This is a genomic window from Corallibacter vietnamensis, assembly GCF_039537875.1.
Taxonomy (GTDB): domain Bacteria; phylum Bacteroidota; class Bacteroidia; order Flavobacteriales; family Flavobacteriaceae; genus Corallibacter; species Corallibacter vietnamensis.
Genome location: NZ_BAABBI010000003.1, coordinates 158,179 through 181,241, shown reverse-complemented (window position 1 = coordinate 181,241; position 23,063 = coordinate 158,179). Strand labels below are relative to the sequence as shown.

Genomic DNA, 23,063 nt, shown 5'->3' with positions numbered 1-23,063 from the left:
AGCGATTAGTTTTCAAATACATATTTAATGATGTTAGCACCCATTTTTAAAGCTTTCTCACGAACTTCTGGCGGATCATTATGTACAATTTCATCTTCCCAACCATCTCCTAAATCGCTTTCAAAAGTAAATAAGACCACAAGTCTGCTTTCGTGAAAAATACCAAAAGCTTGAGGTCTTGTGCCATCGTGTTCATGAATTTTAGGTAATCCTTTTGGAAAGCTAAAAGCGCTATTAAAAATAGGATGATTTGCAGGGAGTTCTATAAATGCTTTTTCAGGAAAAACTTTTTTTAACTCTCTAGTAATGTATGGTTTAATTCCGTAATTGTCATCAATATGTAAAAAACCTCCAGAGATTAAGTAGTTTCTTAAGTTGTCAGCATCTTCGTCATTAAAAAACACATTTCCATGACCTGTCATGTGAATAAAAGCATATTGAAAAATATCTGGACTGCCAGTTTCTACAGTTTCAGTTTTTTCATTAATTTTTGTATTGATATTTGCATTACAAAATTTAACCAAATTAGGTAATGATGTAGGGTTACCATACCAATCGCCACCACCTTTATATTTTAATACGGCAACCTCTTGAGCTTGCACTCCTAGTGTTAGCAGGCATAGAAGGAATGTTGTTATATAAGTTTGTGTGTTATTCATTTGTGTAAGCTACCGAATGACAAGCTACTATAGCAGCTGTCTCTGTACGTAATCTGGTTTCTCCCAAAGTTACAGGAATAAAATTGTTTTGTAATGCCATTTCAATTTCTTTAACACTAAAATCGCCTTCAGGTCCTATTAAGATAATAACGTCTTTTTCAGATTGCAATTCCTTTTTAAGAGATTTTTTATCTAACTCTTCACAATGAGCTATAAACTGTTGACCATTAAAGTTGTTTTGTTGAACAAATTCTGTAAATGGTATGGCGTTATGAAGTATTGGTAAATAGCTTTGCAATGATTGTTTCATAGCCGATTGCAATATCTTCTGAAAACGTTCTGGTTTAATTATTTTACGTTCGCTATGATCACATATTATGGGAGTTATTTCTTGAATGCCAATTTCAGTAGCTTTTTCTAAAAACCACTCATAGCGATCATTCATTTTTGTAGGAGCAACAGCAATATGTAAATTGTATTTAGGCTTTGGTTGTTGTGTTTTTCCAGTTATTGAAACAACACAGTTTTTTATATCAGCCACAGTGATTTTTGCAGTAAATAGCCAACCTTTACCATTGGTAATGTGAAGCGTGTCATCAATAGTTTTTCTTAAAACTTTTACAATGTGTCTGCTTTCGTCTTTATCAAAAGAAAACTGTGTATCGTTATCAGATATATTGGCGTTGTAAAAAAGTTGCATATTATTTAGGTTCTACGACTTTTAAGACTTTAATTTCTTTAATGTTTTCTGGTTCGTGAGTTTTCAGTACAATGTAATACGAATCTTTTTCAACATCATCAATTTTAAAGATATCGTTTAGCGCGTGTGTGTCATTAATTATAGCGCTCTCTAAAGTTGCAGAAAGTCTACCTTCAGTAAACCAACCAGTATCACCACCGCGTGTTGCATTACGACTTATAGAGTATTGCTTGGCTAGTTGAGCAAAAGAATATAGCTTCTTTTTATACTTATCAATGATTTGATCTCTTACATCATTAATTTCATCTTGAGTTTTGCCTTTTCCATTTAGTAATATATAGCTTACTCTATAGTGAGATACATTGTATTTTTCAACTACTTTATAATGTACATGTTCAAAATCTGTTTCTACGGTAGTTTTTCCTCCAACACGTTTTTTTAAAAGCTCTTGAGCTAATCTGGTTTTGTGTTTAGCTTCATTAAATGTGATGAGTTTATTTTTTTTGCTTCCTTTTTCTGAAATGTAAGTTTCAGCTTGACTTGTATCTGTAATGGCATCTAACTCTTTAGACGCATTTTGAGATTGAATGAATGATGTAGATAAAACAAAAAATAAAATAAATAGTCTCATTAAATCTTTTTTTATTAGTTAGAATACAAAAAAACAAAATTATAGTATAGATATCCTTTAATTAATAAAGGTTATCAACAGAAACTTTAACAATATTAGTTAGATTTTTAATCTTGCTGAAGCTGTTATGTTTTGTTCAGAAAAATTCCCTTCAAGATATTTTAGGTATCCTACAATAGCAATCATAGCCGCATTATCTGTTGTGAATTCAAATTTAGGTACATAAGTTGTCCATCCAAATTTGCTTTCTCCATTTTTTAAAGCTTGTCTAATTCCAGAATTGGCAGATACGCCACCGCCAATAGCAATGTGCTTTATACCAGTTTCTTTACTTGCAAGCTTAAGTTTATCTATTAAAATACCAATAATGGTATATTGTATTGAAGCGCAAATGTCATTAATATTTTCATCAATGAAATTAGGATTGGCTTTTGTTTCTTTTTGTATAAAATATAAGATAGCGGTTTTTAAGCCAGAAAAGCTAAAGTTTAGTCCGTCTACTTTAGGTTTTGTAAACTTAAAAGCTTTTGGGTTTCCAAGTTTTGCACGTTTGTCTATTTCTGGACCAGCAGGATATCCTAAACCTAAAATTTTTCCGCTTTTGTCATAAGCTTCTCCTACAGCATCATCTATAGTTTCACCAATAACTTCCATGTCAAAGTAACTAGAAACTTTAACTATTTGAGTGTGTCCACCAGAAATAGTCATTGCTAAAAAAGGAAAAGGAGGTTTGTTAAAGCCTTCTTCATCTATAAAATGAGCTAAAATATGAGCTTGCATATGGTTCACATCTATTAACGGAATGTCTAGACCAAAAGCTAATGATTTAGCAAAAGATGTACCTACAAGCAAAGAACCCATAAGTCCTGGACCTCGCGTAAAAGCTATGGCGTTTAATTGAGACTTGTCAATATTAGCTTTTTTAAGTGCTTGTGCCACAACAGGAACAATGTTTTGCTGATGCGCTCTAGAGGCAAGTTCAGGAACAACACCGCCATATTCTTCATGTATTTTTTGACTTGCAATAACGTTACTTAAAATCTTGCCATTATGCATAACAGATGCTGCTGTGTCGTCGCAAGAAGACTCAATTCCGAGAATATAAATATTTTGTGAACTCATTAATAAAAATTAGGCACAATAATTGTTAATTTTGGCTTCAAAGTTATAACTTTAAAACGTATCAGAAAATTTTTAAAAATAGTATCAAAGCTAGTATTAATTTTACTACTTCTTTTCATCATATTGGTGTTGGTGTTTTCTATACCCGCAGTTCAAACAAAACTAGGTGCTTATGCAACAGATTTAATAAACCGCGATTATAAAACAAATATAAACATTGGTAGAGTAGGGTTACAATTTAATGGCGATGTTGAATTAAAAGAAATACTAATTAGAGATTACAAGCAAGATACATTGATTAGTGTTTTAGAACTAAACACATCTATAATTAACTTTAAAAATCTCTATAATAGCAAATTAGCTTTTGGTGATATAGATTTAGAGGGCCTTGTATTTAATTTAAAGAAATACAAAGGAGCTTCAGAAACTAATTTAGATGTTTTTGTAGCTAGATTTGATGAAGAAACACCTAGCAAAGAAAAAAGTAACTTTTTGCTATCTTCTAGTGATGTTACAATTACAGACGGAATTTTTAGGTTGATAGATGAAAATATTGAAAACCCTAATATTTTAGAATTTAATGCTATAGATATTAATGCAACGACATTTCTCATAAACGGCAGTGATGTAAGTATGCGTGTAAATAATTTAGCATTTTTAGATAGTCGTGGACTTGAAATGAAAAATTTGGTGACAAATTTTGCATATACACCAGAACATATATTTCTTGAAGATTTAGATATTGAAACAAAAAACTCAACCCTACAAGGAGAAGTTAAGTTTTTGTTTAACCGTGAAGACTTAAAAGACTTTACAGACAAAGTAAATATAGACGCTATATTTACAAAAGCAGATATTGCTCTAAATGAATTAAACACTTTTTATAATGAGTTTGGAGTAAACCAGCGAGCTGCATTTAGCACAAAAGTTTCAGGAACACTTAACAATATGAAACTTGATGACTTGCGTCTTAATACAAGTTCTAGAAGTAGCGTATATGGTGATATTACTTTTAAAAACCTTTTTAATGCCCAAGATGATAACTTTCATATGAATGGGTATTTCTCAAACCTATCATCAAATTATAGAGATCTTAAAGCGTTATTGCCAAATGTTTTGGGAGAAACCATTCCTTCGTCTTTTGAAAGGCTTGGAAATTTCACTATAGTTGGGCAATCAGAAATATCACCAAAAACCATAAAGGCTGATATAGAAATAGATACTGATTTAGGGTTTATAGATTCTAATCTTGTTATGAATTCTATTGATGATATTGACAATGCCTCTTATGTAGGTAATGTAATACTTACTGATTTTGATATGGGGCAGTTTCTTGAAGACCCAACATTAAAACAAGTATCCCTTAACCTAGATGTAGATGGAAAAGGTTTTACCAAAGCCAATGTAAACACTAAACTATTAGGAGATATCTTTAGTTTAGATTACAATAATTATGTTTATCAAAATATAGAAGTATCCGGAACATTAAAGGAAAATGTGTATAATGGTAGATTACGATCTAATGATAAAAATCTTAAACTAAAATTTAATGGATTAGCTGATGTCTCAAAAGAGGTAAATAAATTCGACTTTGTAGCTGAAGTAGATTATGCCAATTTAAAAGCGCTTAATTTTGTTAAAAACGATAGCTTATCTGTTTTTAAAGGTGTTGTTGATATGAAAATGACAGGAACATCTCTAAATGATGCGATTGGTTCTATTCAATTTAATAAAACATATTATGAGAATGAATATGACAAATACGAGTTTGACGATTTTGAAATCACATCATCTATCAAAAATAATGTAAGATATATAGATGTTAACTCTCCTGATATTATTGAAGGCCAATTAAGTGGTGAATTCCTATTTGAAGACATCGCCAAACTTTTTGAAAACGCCATAGGCAGTATTTATACAAACTATAAACCTCATGAAGTAGCCGAAAATCAGTACATAGATTTTAATTTTAAAATTTATAATAAAATAGTTGAAGTATTTGTTCCTGATATTGAATTAGGAACCAACACTTACATTAGAGGTCATGTAGAAAGCAATGAAAAAGCTTTTGATCTAGTATTTAGATCTCCAAAAATAAAACTCTTTGATTATTTTGCTGAATCTATAGCTGTTCAAGTAGATAATAAAAACCCATTATTTAACACCTATGCAGAAATAGATAGTATAAATACCAAATATTATAATATATCTAAATTCAACTTGATTAATGTAACGTTAAATGATACACTTTTTGTTAGGTCAGAATTTCAAGGAGGAGCAAAAAATAGAGATGTTTATAACTTCAGTTTTTATCATACTATAAATGAGGAAAATAAATCAGTAATAGGGTTTAAAAAATCTGATGCGACATTTAAAAACAATAAATGGGTTATAAACGAAAACAGAAACAAGTACAACAAAATTGTATTTGATAACAAGTTTAATTCCATTAAAATAGACTCGTTTATGATGAGTCATAACCAAGAACAAATCAAGCTATCTGGTGTTTTAAGAGATTCAACATATAAAGACATAAAGCTTGATTTTAAAGATGTAGATTTAGCTAAAATAACACCAGAAATAGATAGCCTTAAGTTAAAAGGAAATGTAAATGGTAAGCTAGATATCTTACAAGAAAAAGGTAGTTACTTACCAAACTCAACAATTACTATAGATGATTTAGAGGTTAATGATTTGCTGTTAGGCTCATTTGACGCCCAAATAACAGGTAATGAAGATTTAACAAATTATAACGTTAATGCCAAAATTAAAGACGATGTATCAGAATCTTTTAAAGCATTAGGAAATATAAATGTATCTGGAGCAACATCATCTATAGATGTCGCTTTAAATTTTAAAGATTTTAATCTGAAACCTCTAAATCCTTTCCTAGACGGTATATTAAGTAATATTAGAGGGTTTGTTACAGGAACCGCAAACCTAGGCGGTGATTTAAGTAGGCCAGATATAAATGGTGAACTAACTTTAAATAACTCCGGACTAACCGTTCCTTTTTTAAACGTAGATTTTGATTTTGCTCAAGCCTCATCGGTAACTTTAGAAAATCAAAGTTTTGTTTTTAATAATATTGATATTACAGATACCAAGTATAATACAAAAGGTTGGATAGACGGTTCAATTAGCCATATTAACTTTTCTAATTGGAATTTAGATTTAGGTATCAGAGCAAATAATATGCTTGTTTTAGATACAGAAGAAGATGAAGATCTTCCATATTACGGTACTGCTTTTATTGATGGTTATGCTAGCTTAAAAGGGCCTACAGAGCAATTGGTAATAGATGTTATAGCACAAACAAAACCTAATACAGTATTTGTAATTCCACTAAATGACTCCGAATCTTTTGGGGATAATTCATTTATTCACTTCTTAACACCTGAAGAAAAACTTGCTAAACAAAATGGAGAAGTATTACAAATAAAAGATGTATCAGGTTTAGAACTAGATTTTGATTTAGATATAACCAAAGATGCCGAAATTGAAATTGTTATTGATAAAACATCAGGAAGTACTATACGTGGTCGTGGTATTGGAGGTATTTTATTAGATATAAATACAAACGGTAAATTTAAAATTTACGGTGATTTTTCAGTAGTAGAAGGCGTATACAACTTTTTATATGGAGGTTTAGTGCAAAAAGAATTCACAGTAGAACCTGGAGGATCTATAGCTTGGAATGGAGATCCATTAAAGGCCAACATAGATTTAAAAGCTATTTATAAAACCAATGCAAATCCATCTCCATTATTAGATAATCCAATAAACAGAAGCATACCAGTTCATTTAGTAACCAATTTAACAGGGCAATTAGAGAAACCAGATATTGATTTTGACTTTAGTTTTCCTAACTTAAGCTCTACAGTAAAATCAGAATTAGCTTATAGATTAGAATCAAAAGAAGACAGAGATAATCAAGCCTTATTTTTATTAGCTACCGGCTCATTTTCTAACAGATCAAATGTGAACTTTACAGGAACCATAGCAGAGCGACTTAACGGTATTGTAAACGGAATTCTATCTGATGGTAATAATAAAGTTAATATAGGTCTTAATTATGAAGCAGGAGCAAACACACCAGAATATCAAACTGATGATAGATTAGGTGTAACTCTACAAACAAATATCACAGATCGCGTATTAATAAACGGAAAAGTAGGAGTTCCCGTTGGCGGAGTTAGCGAAACCGTAATTGCAGGTGATGTTCAAATAGACTTTTTGTTAAATGAAGAAGGAACACTTACCGCAAAAGTCTTTAACCGAGAAAACAGTATTAGAAATTTTGGAGAAGAAATAGGCTACACTCAAGGGTTAGGTATTTCTTATAATGTAGATTTTGATACGTTTAAAGAATTACTTCAAATTATATTTAAGGGTAAAGCTAAAGTAGAAGAAGAAAAGCAAAAAGAAGAAGCTGAAGAAGAAGAAAAACTACCTTCATATATCGGTTTCAAAAAAGAAAATAAAAATTAAAATTTCATCCAAATTTTAACTTAAAACACCTCATTATTCTTGCTGAAACCAAATAGTTATTAACGAAAACGATTGAGTTTTTGTTTGATTGTTAAATTATATGAAATAGCACTATGTTTATATAATTTCTTTATTAGTTTTACTATTCAAACTAGAAATACATGTCAAAAACAATAAAAAAAATAGGTGTTATGACCTCTGGTGGTGACTCACCAGGAATGAATGCAGCCATACGATCTGTGGTAAGAACTTGTGCCTATCATCAAATAGAATGTGTTGGTATATATAGAGGTTACCAAGGCATGATTGAAGGCGACTTTAAAGCTATGAATGCTCGAAGTGTAAAAGGCATTATAAATAAAGGAGGTACCATTTTAAAGTCAGCAAGATCTAACGAATTTAGAACCCCAGAAGGGCGCAAAAAAGCTTACGATAAACTTAAAGAAGCCAACATAGACGCTTTAGTAACCATAGGCGGAGATGGTACATTTACAGGAGCTATGATTTTTAATAGCGAATATAACTTTCCTGTAATGGGTATACCAGGAACTATTGATAATGATATTTATGGTACTTCACATACACTAGGTTATGATACAGCGCTTAATACTGTTGTAGAAGTAATTGATAAAATTAGAGATACAGCAAGTTCTCACAACAGACTATTTTTTGTTGAAGTAATGGGAAGAGATGTTGGTCACATAGCATTAAACGTAGGTGTTGGAGCTGGTGCTGAAGAAATTTTAATCCCAGAAGAAGATTTAGGATTAGACAGACTTTTAGAGTCTTTAAGACGCAGTAAACAATCAGGAAAATCATCAAGTATCGTTGTAGTTGCAGAAGGCGATAAAATAGGTAAAAATGTTTTTGAGCTAAAAGATTATGTAGATGAAAATATGGCCGAATATGAAACACGTGTATCCGTATTAGGGCATATGCAACGTGGTGGATCTCCATCATGCTTTGATCGCGTTTTAGCAAGTAGAATGGGAGTAAAAGCCGTAGAAAGCCTGTTAGAAGGCAAAAGCAATTTTATGGTAGGCTTACTTAATGATAAAATGGTATTAACACCATTAGATCAAGCTATAAAAGGACAATCAAAAATAAATTTAGAATTACTTCGTGTGTCAGATATCATGACCACATAACTTAAAAATAGAATATGTCAACACTAAAATTAGGAATTAACGGATTCGGAAGAATAGGAAGAATAGTATTTAGAGCTACAGTAAATAGACCAGATGTAGATGTGGTAGCAATAAATGATTTGTTAGATGTAGAGCATTTAGCATATTTACTAGAGTATGACTCTGTACATGGAAAATTTGACGGAACAATAGAGGTTAAAGATGGACACTTAATAGTAAACGGTAAAACAGTAAGAGTTACTGCAGAAAAAGACCCAAAAAACCTAAAGTGGGATGAAGCAGGTGTAGATGTAGTAGCAGAATGTACCGGTATATTTACAACATTAGGTACAGCACAATATCATTTAGATGCTGGAGCGAAAAAAGTAGTTATTTCTGCACCAAGTAAAGATGCGCCTATGTTTGTTATGGGTGTGAATCACCAAGACGTTAAAGCATCAGATAATATCGTATCAAATGCATCTTGTACAACAAACTGCTTAGCTCCTTTAGCAAAAGTTATTGATGATAATTTTGGTATAGAAGAAGGTTTAATGACAACTGTTCACGCAACAACAGCAACTCAATTAACTGTAGATGGCCCTTCTAGAAAAGACTACAGAGGCGGAAGAAGTGCATTATTAAACATTATTCCCGCATCAACAGGAGCAGCAAAAGCTGTAGGTAAAGTAATTCCTAAATTAAACGGAAAATTAACAGGAATGGCATTTCGTGTTCCAACAGCAGATGTATCTGTTGTTGATTTAACGTTTAGAACCAAAAAAGAAACGTCATTAGAAGAAATTAAAAAAGCATTTAAAGCAGCTTCAGAGGGCGCTATGAACGGAGTTCTGGGATATACTGATGAATTAGTAGTTTCTCAAGACTTTGTTAGCGATGTAAGAACAAGTATTTTTGATGCTGAAGCAGCTATCGAGTTAAATTCAAAATTCTTTAAAGTAGTTTCTTGGTATGATAATGAGTTTGGATACTCAAACAAATTAGTAGATTTAGCACAGCACGTGTATAGTCTATAATTGTAAACTTACTTTTAAATTAAATATTAATACCGTAGTTTATAATTAGTTTATTATAGGTTACGGTTTTTTTTATAAAATTAGATATGATATTAATTGTAGATAGCGGCTCAACAAAATGTGATTGGATTTCTGTTGATAATAATGGAAGGCAACTTTTAGAAAAAATAAGATCAAAAGGATTAAACCCTGCGATTTTAAAAACAAAAAAACTGAATAAAATCATTAAAGGGATAAAAGAATTGAAACCTCATAGAGATGAGGTAACTCATGTTTTTTTCTATGGTGCTGGTTGTGGTACTGAAAAACCAAGATTATTATTAAAGGGAGTTTTAGAATCTGTATTTGTCAATGCAGTTGTTGAGGTTAATGAAGATACATTGGCGGCTGTAAGAGCAACCATTAATTCTGATAACGAAGCCGCAGTTGTCTGTATTTTAGGAACAGGGTCTAACTGTAGTTATTTTGATGGAGAGCAATTGCATCAACGTGTAGACTCTTTAGGTTATACCATTATGGATGATGCCTCTGGTAATTATTACGGTAAACAACTCATCCGCGATTATTACTTTAATCAAATGCCAGAAGTGCTAAAAGTTTCTTTTGCCGGAAAATACAATTTAGAAGCAGATTACATAAAATATAACCTATACAAACAACCTAACCCTAATGCTTATTTAGCTACGTTTGCAGAATTTATGATTTTAAATAAAGATTCTGAATACGCTAAAAACCTAATAAAAAAGGGATTGCGAGTTTTTATAACCAATATGGTTATGCAATTTAAAGAAGAAATTAAAACCTATCCAGTTCATTTTGCAGGATCTATAGCTTTCTTTTCTGAAAGTGAAATACATGAAGTAGCAGAAGAATTTGGATTTAAAGTTGGGAATATTGTAAGAAGACCTATTGAAGGACTTGTAAAATATCATACACTAAAGCTTTAGTAATTTAAAGTAAAAAACAATATACTTATAAAAAAAGCACTCAAAATGAGTGCTTTTTTTATATCAATTAAATAACTCCCAGTAGCTCAAATTGAGTATTTTTTATATAAAAATACTCAATTTGAGTATTTTACAAAAAAAGGACTAGTGTTAATTTTGTAGGAAAATATTTATTAAAAATCTAGATGAGCCTTAATCAATCAATCTTTAATTATGAGAAAAACACTACTTTTTATTCTAACACTATTTACTGTAAATAGTACGTATAGTCAGGTAACTGAGCTTTGGGGAATGACTTCCAATGGAGGTGCTGATTATTTAGGTACCGTTTATAAATTAGATGAAACTGCAAATAATTTTAGTTTAGAACATACATTTGATAAAAATATTTATGAAACATCACCTTTAAGCAGTTTGGTAAGAGCAAACAATGATAAATTATATGGAGTCGCTAGAAATAATTTAAACAATGCAAGTATAATTTATTCTTACGATATTGTTACGCAAGCTTATACAGTATTACATGATATTGGTACCTCTACTGAAGGAGACTTAACTCTAGCATCTAATGGTAAACTTTATGGGGTAACAACTTCAGGAGGTGATAATAACTTTGGTGTCATATTTGAGTTTGATATAAATACAAACACCTTTACCGAAAAAGTTAGCATAAGTAACTCTCGTTATAACGGCTCACTAGTGGAAGATTCATCAGGAAAATTATATGGTATGTCAAGATTTGGAGGATCCAGTAATGTTGGTGTTATTTATGAGTATGATATTCAGGCAAATACTTTAGTTACGAAGTATGAATTTAATGGGACTAATGGGGCAAACCCTTATTCAGGGTTGCTTTATCATAATAGTAAGCTATATGGAATGACTAGTTCAGGAGGAATTAATGGCTTGGGTGTTTTATTTGAATATGATCTACAGTTAGATACTTATACTAAAAAACTAGATTTTGATGGGGTTAATAATGGAGCAAATCCTTACGGTAGTTTAAGCCATAACTCAAATAAATTATATGGATTGACAAGAAGTGGTGGAATTAATAGTGAAGGTGTTATGTTTGAATTTGACATAAATACTGATGCCTATACAAAATTAGTAGATTTTGATAGTGCTACAACAGGTTCAAGCCCATATACAAATTTATTATTAGCTTCAAATAATAAACTTTATGGAATGACAAGGTATGGAGGTAGTAATAACTTTGGTGTTTTGTTTGAATATGACATAGCATTAAGTTCCTATGCAGTTAAATTTGAGTTCTTTAATGGAAAACACCCTGGAATAATAAAATTGCTAGAAGCAACTAATGGGAAGTTGTATGGAACTTTACCGAGTTCTAATTATTCAGGAGTATTGTTTGAGTTTGATTACAATACGAATAACTTTTTAGAGAAAATAGAATTTAATAATAACGACGGCGCAACACCTAGTTCGGACTTAGTTCAAGCTTCTAATGGTTATTTATATGGTTTAACAAGTAGTGGAGGTGCCTTCAATGATGGAGTTATTTTTGAAATTGATCCTGTAACGAATGTATATACAAAAAAAGTAGATTTAGAAAATATAAATACAGGACAGCAAAGCACAAAAAGTGGTTTTATATTAGCAGACAACGATTTATTATATGGCGTAGCTAACAATGGAGGGACAAATGGTTATGGAACTTTATTTGAATATAACCCAAGCACTAATGTCTATACAAAAAAAATAGATTTTGATCAAGCAAATACAGGTGCCTATCCATCTGCTAACTTATTACAAGCAAGTAATGGTAAATTATATGGTACAACATATTCAGGAGGAACAAATGGTTATGGCGTTTTATTTGAATTTGAAATTTCAACAGATACTTATACTAAATTACTTGATTTTGATGGCATTAATAAAGGTTCAAATCCTCAAGGTACTTTGTTACAAGCAAGTAATGGTAAAATTTATGGCACAACGTATTCAGGTGGAACAAGAGGTTATGGTGTCATTTTTGAATATGATATTACCAATTCTAGTTATACTAAATTATTAGATGTTGCTTCTACTTTTAGAAAACCTCAAGGTAATCTTGTAGAGGTTTCAGGTAAAATTTATGGAACTAACTCTCGTTACAGTTCAAGTTTGTGGGGTAACACGAGTTATTCTGGAGCTAAACTTTTTGAATATGATTATAACACCAATACAATTACATCTGTATTTAGTCAATCTTATGATAGATTATCACTTTATTTAAGCCCTATAGTCTTAAATGGAAAGTTATACTTAACAGGTTCAAGAAATTATAACGGTGGATTCGGAGGTTATATTTATGAATATGATACTAATACAAATACAAGTGCTGTTAAACATGAGTTTACAACATCATTAAATGAAAATGGCTACACACCAAATGGCGGTTTAACACTAGTAACGTTACCAGAGCTTTTATCAGTAAATGATACTAATATAAATAACAGATTAGCAATATATCCAAACCCTGTAAAAGAGAAGCTCTTTATAAAAGGTCTTGATGCAAGTTCAACATACAACTTATATAATATTACAGGTCAGTTTTTAGGCTCTGGTAACTTATCAAAGAGTCATAATAGTATTAATGTACAGCACCTTAATAAAGGTATTTTTATGATAGAGATTATTAATGCCTCCACAAAATCAAAACAAACATTTAAAGTTATTAAAAACTAGATTTATTAATAAGGAAAGCACTCTATATAGAGTGCTTTTTTATTGTAATATACTCATATTGAGTATTTCTATACAGTTACAAATACCGTATTTTTATAATGATATATAAATACCCATTATTAGGTATTTATGATGCTAGTTCAGATAATTAATTTTAAGCTTAAATATAAAAAGCTTTATGAGGTACTATGTGATGATATCATTTTTAATGTTTTTTTCATTTGCTTTTTCACAAAAAGACAGTGAATATGATCATTATTATGATTTAAATGAAGCACCCGACCAAATAGAAAATCTTCATATATCTGGAACTATTCAGGATATTTCTAAAATCAATTTTAAACAGTATAAAAATCTAAAACGGTTAAAGTTATCACTAGAGTTTTTTGATGAAGACACACACAATGCCAATCTTAATAATCTATGTGGCTTACAACTTGAAGCCATAAGTTATAGTTCTGTTTTTTATAATCATGTTCCAGAAAATATAGCTTCATTTTTTCCTAAATGCACTAAAAAAATTAAGGCTGATACTTTAGAATTAGAATATCGAGGAAAATACGGATATATTCCCAAACAGCTATTTAACGTTAACACTATAAATAGTTTAGAACTTAAACTGTACCAAAACCTATTAAAATCCGATTATGAGTTTTTTAGAAATCTGATAAACCTAAAAAAATTAAAATTAACCAATCAAGAAAGTTTCTCTTATTCAGTCAATGCAAAACTGTTTAATGGTTTTAGGAGTCTTCAGGTATTAAAAATACATAACAGTATTATAAACAAAGCTTCGTTAAAACGCATTTCAAAGCTTAAAACAATCAAGTATTTAGAGTTGCTTGATAGTGATTTTAATAATCAATATTTGAATTTATCAAAGCTTAAAAATTTAGAATCACTTTCGTTAGAGAGTGGCTTGTCTAAAGAAAAAGGAATGCAATTTATAAATACACTCAATGGTGATAATAAATTAAAACATTTAAGTATTACTGATTGTGAAGGTTTTGTTCAAGACATTGAAAAAGTTGATTTTTCAAAACTTTCAAAATTAGAAACTTTAAAAATCTATGCACCAATAGATAAGTTTCCAGAGCAAGTAAAGTTTTTAAAAAACTTAAGTACACTTCATTTACAAATAAGTAGTTGGAATACAAGCAACATTATACCAGAAAGTACATATGCATACCTACAAGGTTTACAAACTTGTAGCATAAATACTGATGATGAAAATTATAATAGAATTATGGGCTTAAAAGCCGATACCATTGTTATTGATAATACAAATGGTGATGGTGTTTTTTTAGCTAGAAATACAGCTTCTAAAAAGTGGGGAATGTTTCAAGATTTAGGAGATGGAACGTTTAAAGAGTTAATACCATACAACTACGATAAAATAGATTTTTTTGGTTGGAATGCTGATTATACCAAAGTATATAAAAATAATAAAGTAGGTGTTTACTTGTCTACATGGAGCTATTTTGAGGCTGCAAAAGAAACAATACCTTGTATTTATGATGATTTACGAAAAGTAAATGTTGATAACAAAAACTACCTTGCAGCCAAGAAGAATAACAAATGGGGTCTAATTGATTGGAAAACAGGAGAAAAAGTTTCTCAAATAGATTATGATAGTTTAATTGAACTTCCTAAAGTAGCCCAGAAAAATTAGCTATAAACCTGATTTTCTTGTTCAGCAACTCGAATAAAAGTTGTACGTTTTGTAAGCTCTTTTAAGCGTTCAGCACCTACATAAGTACAAGTGCTTCTTATACCGCCAAGTATGTCTTGTAGTGTATTTGCAACAGCTCCTTTATATGGAACTTCAACAGTTTTACCTTCACTTGCTCTATATTCAGCTACACCACCAACATGTTTTTCCATAGCCGTAGAAGAGCTCATACCATAAAATTGCTTGTATTGTTTTCCGTTTTTTGTAATAAGTTCGCCGCCACTTTCAGCATGACCAGATAGCATACCACCAAGCATAACAAAATCTGCACCAGCACCAAAGGCTTTGGCAATATCACCAGGCGTTGTACAACCACCATCACTTATAATTTGTCCTCCAAGCCCATGAGCGGCATCAGCACATTCTATGATAGCAGATAGTTGTGGGTAGCCAACACCTGTTTTTACTCTGGTAGTACACACACTTCCAGGGCCAATACCTACTTTAATAATATCGGCACCAGCTAATAACAATTCCTCAACCATTTCACCTGTTACTACATTTCCAGCAATGATAACTTTGTCAGGATATTGCTTTCGCGTTTGCTTTACAAAACTCACAAAATGTTCAGAGTAACCATTGGCTACATCAATACAAATAAACTTAAGTTGCGGAAATAAAGAAAATAATGTTTCAAGTTTATGTGCGTCATCTGTTCCGGTTCCTGTACTTATTGCTATAAAATCAGTAATGTCTTTAGGGGCGTTCTCCATAAATTCTTCCCATTCATATACGTTATAATGTTTATGAATTGCTGTAAATAATTTCTGTTTAGAAAGCGCCAATGCCATTTCAAAAGTTCCAACAGTATCCATATTAGCTGCCATTATAGGTACTCCAGTCCAAGTCGCTGTACTATTCAAAAAAGTAAAGGAGCGCTCAAGATTTACTTGAGACCTACTTTTTAATGTAGAACGTTTAGGTCTTATCATTACATCTTTAAACCCTAATTTAATGTCTTGTTCAATGCGCATATTCTGAAAGAAATTTGGTTACCATCAAAAATACAAGATATATTATAATAGATGAAAGTAAAGTTCTAAACAACGTACTCTTTTATTAACAATTGTTTATAGGTGATTGTCCTTAAAAATAATTCTTGTTTGAATTCTATAGAAATTAAAGTTAACTTCGTTAACTCATAAATCTGATTATACATTTAAGATGAAAAATTACTTTTTTTTAATCCTGGTGTTGTTATTTACTATGGCAACAGTTTCACAAAATACAAACACATCAACATTGCAAATAGAGACCATTATGAAGGGCAATGATTTTATAGGTCATTTACCTTCTAATCCTAAATGGTATGATGATAATAATAATGTCTATTTTGATTGGAATCCTGATAATGCTTTTAGCGATTCATTATATGTATACAATCTTAAGACTGATAAAGTATCAAAAGTTGATTTTGAAACAGAATATAATTTGCCAGCTAGTTATGCGATTTTTAATGCATCCAGAACAAAAAAAGTTTATTCAAAATACGGTGACATATATATTACAGATGTTAAAACCAATTCAACGACAAGAATCACTCAAACACTAGAAAGAGAATCAAATCCGCATTTCACTTTAAATGACACTCAAATTGCATATGTAAAAAATGGTAATTTGTTTACTTGGACATTAAAGACCGGAGAGACAAAGCAGGTAACAAATTTTAAAAAAGTAAAAGGAGAAGCAAAAGACACAGAAAAAGATGCATGGTTAAAAAAAGATCAACTAGCAATGTTTACAGTGCTTCAAGAGCGAAAAGCAAAAGCAGATATGCGAGATAGTTTATTAAAACGATATGAAGTTAAAAAACCATTAGAAATTGACACAAAAGGACGCGCTATTAGAAATCAACAAATGAGTCCTGATGGAAATTATGTGACCTATCTTACTGTTAAATATGCCAAGAATAAGAGAACCATTATGCCTCATTATGTAACCGAGTCAGGTTATACTGAAGACGAAAATACACGTTCTAAAGTAGGTGACGAGCAAAGTATTTATGAAATGCATATTTATGATATAAAAAATAGAAAAACATATCCTGTGGTATTAGATAATCTTGAAGGACTGGATTACATTCCAGAATACACTAAAGATTATCCAAATAAAACCTATGTTAATGAAAATAGGATAGAATATATTTCAAAACCTTATTGGAATACTGCCGGAAGTAAAGCCATAATTAATATTACTTCAAATGACTACAAGGACAGGTGGATTGCGTTATTAAATCTAGATAATGGAACAATAAAAAATATTGATCATCAACATGATGAAGCTTGGATTGCAGGTCCAGGTATAGGTTGGTTTAGTAATTTATCACTTGGTTGGATGCCTGATAATGAAAATATCTGGTTTATGTCTGAAAAATCTGGATATGCTCATTTATATACTACAAATGTAAGAACTATGAAAACTAAAGCGCTTACATCTGGGAAATTTGAAATATATAATCCAAAAATATCAAACGATAAAACAAGGTGGTATTTTACTGCAAATAAGAACCATCCAGGTGATAGGCAATTTTATACCATGCCTATTAAAGGAGGAAAACTTAAGCAGTTGACAGAAAATGTAGGACGTAATGATGTTGTGTTATCTCCAGACGAAAAACAAATGGCAATATTATATTCTTTTTCAAATAAGCCAACAGAACTCTATGTGAAACAAAATCCGGTGTTTGCTAAAGCTGAAACAACACTAAAGCAAGTTACACATTCAACCACAAAAGCTTTTAATACTTATGCATGGAGAGCTCCTGAAGTTATCACTTTTAAAGCTGATGATGGAGCTCAAGTACATGCACGTCTATATCAACCAAAATCTTCAGTAAAAAATAACGCAGCAGTTATATTTGTTCATGGAGCAGGTTACCTACAAAATGCGCACAAGTGGTGGAGTTCTTATTATCGTGAATACATGTTTCATAATCTTTTAGTTGATAATGGTTATACTGTTTTAGATATAGATTATAGAGCTAGCGCTGGTTATGGCCGTGATTGGCGAACAGGTATATATCGTCATATGGGGGGAAAGGATTTGTCTGATCAAGTTGATGGCGCCGAGTATTTAATTTCTAATTTAGGAATAGATAAAAATAAAGTAGGTATTTATGGCGGTTCTTATGGTGGCTTTATTACACTAATGGGAATGTTTAATGCAGCAGATACTTTTAAGGCTGGAGCAGCAATCAGATCAGTAGGTGATTGGGCAGCATATAATCATGGGTATACTGCAAGAATTCTTAATACACCGGTAACTGATAGTATTGCATATAAAAGAAGCTCTCCAATTTACTTTGCTGACGGCTTAAAAGGTGATTTACTTATTTTACACGGTATGATTGATGATAACGTACACTTTCAAGATATGGTAAGACTATCTCAACGTTTGATAGAATTAGGAAAAGAAAACTGGGAAATGGCAATTTATCCAGTGGAGCGCCATGGTTTTGTAGAGCCTAGCAGCTGGACAGATGAATACTTGCGTATATTTAAATTATTTCAGAAAAGCTTGTTAGGAATAGAGTAGTAGATTGGGCTTATTTCACAGCAATCATACTTATTTCAACATTAACAAATTTTGGTAAATTTGCAACTTCAACGGTTTCTCTTGCAGGAGCCGTTTCTTCATTAAAGTAAGAACCATACACCTCATTTATAAGAGAAAAGTTATTCATATCACTTATGAAAATGGATGTCTTTATGACGTTCTCAAAAGTCATGTCAGCAGCTTTCAAAACAGCTTTCATGTTTTCCATAACTTGTTTTGTTTCTGCTTTTATATCATCTAAAACAAGTTCGCCGGTTTCAGGATGCAAAGCAATTTGCCCAGAGGTATAAAGTGTGTTGTTTACTAAAACGGCTTGGTTATAAGGCCCGATTGGAGCAGGAGCTTCAGGCGTGTTAATGATAGTTTTCATTCTATAAAGATTTTATAAAGATGTTTTATAGTTGTTGATCTGGTCTTCTGCGTTTATCGTATTTAATGTCTTTTAAGACACTAGATTTTATACCTATAAAGAAATACCAAGAGCTTCTTGAGCTAAAAGGTACCCAGCTAAAATTCATTCGCCAGCTTAATAAGTCACGTTCAAAACGTAATTGCGTATAAGTAAATCCGTTGCTTTTAAAATCATATCCTGATGATGCTCCAACAGACCATCTTGGAGATAATTCAATATCACCAGAAAACATTAATGAATGTGATGATATCTCATCTTGTCTTGCTGTATTTATGTAGTTTACAGCATATGCAAAACGAATGCTCCAAGGTATTTTGTAGTTGTATAATTCGCTCGGTTTAGCATCTTCACTTTCTTCGTCATCGTCATAATATGTTTGATCAGCAAAATCTTGTGCACGACCAAATAAATCATCTGCACGACCACCACTTCTTAAGTTTTCTTGGGTGCTTCTATCGCTTTTACTTTTATCAAAAGTATCACTAGATAACGCATAACTCAAATTAATGTTTGCATTTGTTAGTCTAAAAAGACTTCCACCGTTATCTATGTTCCAAGTGTTTATTAATCTATTGTTGTTATCTAATGCATAAGGATTTAAAGTGGCTCCAAAGTTTATTGTCATTTGGTTTTTTAGAAGCTGTGTGCTTCCAGAAATTCTAACAGGACTCCATTTAAGGGTATCCTTGGCTAAATCATAACTTGTAGAAAAGTTTAAGTTATCTAAAATTTTAATCTTTTTAGCCTCGGTTGCTGTAGAGTCTCTATCTCTAACTTTAGCTTCAATATTATTTGATACAGAAAAACCTAATGAGCTAGAAAAGTTTTTTGATGGTGCGCCGTAAAGTCCGCCTTCAAAACGCGTGTATTCATCATAAGTTGTTTGGCCATCAGCATCTATATATTCATATGTTTCGTAAAAATTGTCAAAAGCAGGATTTAAAGAATAACTTACAGATGGTCGCATAACATGTCTAATTGCTTTTATTTTTTTGTCTTGACCTTCTTTTTCAAAATTAAACATTCCGTATAATGTTGTTCCTAAACTTGAACTAAAATTATAAGTACGATAAGAGTCAAAACCTCTTACTGGTTCGGTGACAATATCTTCAAGTTCAGGGTCATAATATTTATTTACGGTTTCAAAAGTCCAAACTTCATCATAACTAGTGCCAGCTGTTAGGCTTAAGTATTTTAGTATTTTAAAGTTTGTAGATAGCGGAATACTGTGCTTTATACCATTTTCAGCATCATCCCACATTTCTTTTTTAAAGAATAAAGAATCTGTTGTAAGAATTCTGTTTTCAGCTCTAATATTGTATTGAAAGTTTATATTTTGAATAATTCCTTTTTTTATACCAGATTTTGGTTCAAAAGGGAATATTCTTGAGACACTTGCCTGTATTGTTGGTAAGGTCATGTTTATATCTTCAGTATTTGTGTTTTGTGAATGTGTTGCAGCAACACTTAAGTTTACTTGAGGCTCACCTTGAAATGTTCTGGAATAAGAAACCGAAGATGATAGCGAGTTATTTAAAAAACTTGGTGCGTTTACTTGGTTTATAGATGCTTGGTAATAGTTGCTACTACCTAGGTTTACAGAGGCTGAAAATCTTGAATTTGGGTTTGCTTTTGCATCTTGACTATGTGACCATCTTATATTATATATGGTACTTTTAGAATAGTTTGGAAAACCACGCTCGTTACGAATTATATTTTCGTATCTAAAACCAACATTACCATTATATCTATATCTATTGGCATAATTACTTTCAAATCGTAATCCGTAGCTGCCATTGGTATAATAATCTCCTAATACAGCAAGGTTTACATAGTCATTAATAGCAAAATAATAACCACCATTTTGTAAAAAATACCCTCTACTATTTTCTTCTCCAAAACTAGGGATTATTACCCCAGATGTTTGTTTATCTGTTAATGGGAAAAACCCAAAAGGTAGTCCAATAGGTGTTGGTACATCAGCAATAACCATGTTGGTAGCTCCAACAACAATTTTCTTTTTTGGTACTAGCTTAATTTTATTTGCTTGAAAATAATACTCCGGGTTTTCAATGTTTTTAGAAGTAGTAAAGCGTCCTTTATATAAGAAAATAACCGAATCATTTTCTTTCTTTGTTATTGGCGCATATATATTTATATCGCCTTGTTGCGATTTTGAATTAAATATTAAGGCTCTTTCTGTATCAAAATTAAATCTGATAGAATCTGGTTCCACAAGATTATCTCCTTGTTTAAAAGTAGGATGTTGTGAATATTCACCTAAAGAATCTTTGATACGACCTGCGTAAACCTCATTTTTATTGTAATCTATAACAATAATACCGGCTTTAAGTTCCATATCTTGATAGTAGACTTCGGCGTTGTTGTATAAGTATAGTTTTTGCTCTTTCCTGTTAAAAGAAGTGTAGTCTTTTGCTTTATAAGAAACAATACCTTCTAAAAGTTCTTTTTTGGGTTTTACAGAATCTTGTAGTGTAGAATCTTGTCCTTTTTCAGAAATAACAGGCTTTTCAAAGTCTTTCAAGTTTATATCTAAAGTGTCTTCAGTTTTTGTAGGCTTCACTTCAGTACTCGGTTTAGGGAGATCTTGAGCGAAGCTAAAAGTGTTGATAAACACTGTAAAACTTAAGGTGAAAAGTATGTGAAAGATGTTTGTTCGCAACGCTTTTAAATGTATTTTTGTAAAAGTATGGCTCGGTTTTTGAATTGCCAAAATTACATATATTTTTTGTGATTAATTTAATATTCAAGAAAATTTGAAAATTAAAATAAATCGAATCAAAAGTTGTTATTATATCTATGAAAACGAACCCAATAATATTTTTCGTATCCTTTATATTTTTATTAACAGTATCTTCTGTAAATCAGTTGTTTGCTCAAAAAAACTCTGATAAGTTTATCGTTGTTTTAGATGCAGGTCATGGCGGTAAAGATCCAGGAAAGCATTCTAAATATGGTTATAAAGAGAAAGATATTGCTTTAAATATTGTTTTACAAGTAGGTAAAGCATTAGAAAAAAATCCAGATATTAAGGTTGTATATACTAGAAAAACAGATGTGTTTGTTGATTTATTTAAAAGAGGTAAAATAGCTAATGAAGCTAAAGCTGATTTGTTTGTTTCTGTGCATTGTAATGCACATACATCTCAGGCATATGGTTCTGAAACCTATGTATTAGGAATTCATAGAAACGAAACAAATTTTAATGTAGCAAAATCTGAAAACGAAGTAATTTATCTAGAAGATGATTATGAACAAAATTACCAAGGTTTTGATCCTAACTCTCCAGATTCTTTTATTGGTTTAACTTTGATGCAAGAAGAATATTTAGATCAGAGTATATTACTAGCAAGTTTTGTTCAAAACAATTTCACTCAAAAGCTAAAGCGCAAAAACAGAGGTGTTAAGCAAGCTGGATTTATAGTATTACATCAAACTATTATGCCAAGTGTTTTAATAGAAACAGGCTTTGTTACAAATAAAAGCGAAGGTGCATACTTGAACTCTAAAAAGGGACAAACTGAAATATCAAATTCTATAGAAAAGGCAGTTTTAGACTATAAAAATGCTATTTACCAAAATGTAGATGATATTTCTTCAATAGCGTCAAGCAAAGTAGTAAAAGAGGAGTCAGCTCAAGTTTATAAAGACATTGTTTTTAAAGTTCAAATCGCTGCTAGCTCAAAAAAGCTGGCTACAAAATCATATAATTTCAACGGATTGGATGATATTTCTAGAGATCAAGAAGGAGCTTTATATAAGTATTATTATGGCAATACTTCAGATTACACCAGAATAAAGCAACTTCAAGATGGCGCTAAAAGTAAAGGCTATAATTCTTGTTTTATAGTTGCTTTTAAAAATGGAAATAAAATATCATTAACAGAAGCCTTAAAAACAACTACAAATTAGAGTCATTCTTTATAAAATTATTTCTA

15 protein-coding genes are annotated in these 23,063 nt (G+C 31.2%); 8 read left to right on the top strand and 7 right to left on the bottom strand.

All coding sequences use genetic code 11. From position 1 onward, the window contains the following. Positions 1-5: 5 nt before the first annotated feature. From ABD690_RS11265 to tsaD, 4 genes are all read right to left on the bottom strand, one after another. A complete protein-coding gene (locus tag ABD690_RS11265) occupies positions 6-659 on the bottom strand; it encodes a DUF4159 domain-containing protein (protein ID WP_344730624.1) in 654 nt (217 codons plus the stop codon). Further along, positions 652-1,359 carry a 16S rRNA (uracil(1498)-N(3))-methyltransferase gene (locus ABD690_RS11260; RefSeq protein WP_344730622.1) on the bottom strand — a complete coding sequence of 236 codons (708 nt, stop codon included), beginning with the start codon at positions 1,357-1,359 and terminating at the stop codon, positions 652-654. Before ABD690_RS11260 ends, ABD690_RS11265 begins: the two co-directional genes overlap by 8 nt. A gap of 1 nt (position 1,360) precedes the next feature. Then, a complete protein-coding gene (locus ABD690_RS11255) occupies positions 1,361-1,990 on the bottom strand; it encodes a peptidylprolyl isomerase (protein ID WP_344730620.1) in 630 nt (209 codons plus the stop codon). A gap of 99 nt (positions 1,991-2,089) precedes the next feature. Then, positions 2,090-3,112, bottom strand: coding sequence for a tRNA (adenosine(37)-N6)-threonylcarbamoyltransferase complex transferase subunit TsaD (tsaD, locus tag ABD690_RS11250; RefSeq protein ID WP_344730618.1), 1,023 nt, complete (start codon positions 3,110-3,112; stop codon positions 2,090-2,092). A 132-nt stretch (positions 3,113-3,244) separates the two neighbouring features. Here tsaD and ABD690_RS11245 point away from each other — a divergent pair, with 132 nt between their 5' ends. The 6 genes from ABD690_RS11245 (at position 3,245) to ABD690_RS11220 (ending at position 15,077) form a co-directional block, all read left to right on the top strand. Further along, positions 3,245-7,603: a translocation/assembly module TamB domain-containing protein gene (locus tag ABD690_RS11245; RefSeq protein ID WP_344730616.1), complete on the top strand. Its 4,359-nt coding sequence runs from the start codon at positions 3,245-3,247 to the stop codon at positions 7,601-7,603. 161 nt (positions 7,604-7,764) lie between these two features. Next, positions 7,765-8,751, top strand: coding sequence for a 6-phosphofructokinase (pfkA, locus tag ABD690_RS11240; RefSeq protein ID WP_344730613.1), 987 nt, complete (start codon positions 7,765-7,767; stop codon positions 8,749-8,751). A 14-nt stretch (positions 8,752-8,765) separates the two neighbouring features. Continuing rightward, the gene (gene gap / locus ABD690_RS11235; RefSeq protein ID WP_344730611.1) at positions 8,766-9,767 is read left to right on the top strand and encodes a type I glyceraldehyde-3-phosphate dehydrogenase; all 1,002 of its coding nucleotides are present in this window, start codon (positions 8,766-8,768) and stop codon (positions 9,765-9,767) included. Between the two features lie 86 nt (positions 9,768-9,853). After that, a complete protein-coding gene (locus tag ABD690_RS11230; RefSeq protein WP_344730609.1) occupies positions 9,854-10,714 on the top strand; it encodes an N-acetylglucosamine kinase in 861 nt (286 codons plus the stop codon). 213 nt (positions 10,715-10,927) lie between these two features. Then, positions 10,928-13,405: a choice-of-anchor tandem repeat GloVer-containing protein gene (locus tag ABD690_RS11225; RefSeq protein WP_344730607.1), complete on the top strand. Its 2,478-nt coding sequence runs from the start codon at positions 10,928-10,930 to the stop codon at positions 13,403-13,405. A gap of 178 nt (positions 13,406-13,583) precedes the next feature. Then, a complete protein-coding gene (locus ABD690_RS11220) occupies positions 13,584-15,077 on the top strand; it encodes a leucine-rich repeat domain-containing protein (RefSeq protein WP_344730605.1) in 1,494 nt (497 codons plus the stop codon). On the opposite strand, the gene ABD690_RS11215 is transcribed toward ABD690_RS11220, so the two are convergent. Further along, the gene (locus tag ABD690_RS11215) at positions 15,074-16,111 is read right to left on the bottom strand and encodes a GMP reductase (RefSeq protein WP_344730603.1); all 1,038 of its coding nucleotides are present in this window, start codon (positions 16,109-16,111) and stop codon (positions 15,074-15,076) included. The two genes, ABD690_RS11220 and ABD690_RS11215, sit on opposite strands and share 4 nt — an antisense overlap. Before the next feature lie 232 nt (positions 16,112-16,343). On the opposite strand from ABD690_RS11215, the gene ABD690_RS11210 reads away from it, so the two are divergent. Then, the gene (locus tag ABD690_RS11210; protein ID WP_344730601.1) at positions 16,344-18,671 is read left to right on the top strand and encodes a S9 family peptidase; all 2,328 of its coding nucleotides are present in this window, start codon (positions 16,344-16,346) and stop codon (positions 18,669-18,671) included. Positions 18,672-18,681: 10 nt separating this feature from the next. Here the strand turns inward: ABD690_RS11210 and ABD690_RS11205 are convergent, their stop codons facing one another. Next, positions 18,682-19,062 carry a RidA family protein gene (locus tag ABD690_RS11205; RefSeq protein WP_344730599.1) on the bottom strand — a complete coding sequence of 127 codons (381 nt, stop codon included), beginning with the start codon at positions 19,060-19,062 and terminating at the stop codon, positions 18,682-18,684. A gap of 25 nt (positions 19,063-19,087) precedes the next feature. Further along, positions 19,088-21,838, bottom strand: coding sequence for a putative LPS assembly protein LptD (locus ABD690_RS11200; protein ID WP_344730597.1), 2,751 nt, complete (start codon positions 21,836-21,838; stop codon positions 19,088-19,090). 86 nt (positions 21,839-21,924) lie between these two features. On the opposite strand from ABD690_RS11200, the gene ABD690_RS11195 reads away from it, so the two are divergent. After that, a complete protein-coding gene (locus ABD690_RS11195; protein WP_344730595.1) occupies positions 21,925-23,037 on the top strand; it encodes an N-acetylmuramoyl-L-alanine amidase family protein in 1,113 nt (370 codons plus the stop codon). Positions 23,038-23,063: the final 26 nt, after the last annotated feature.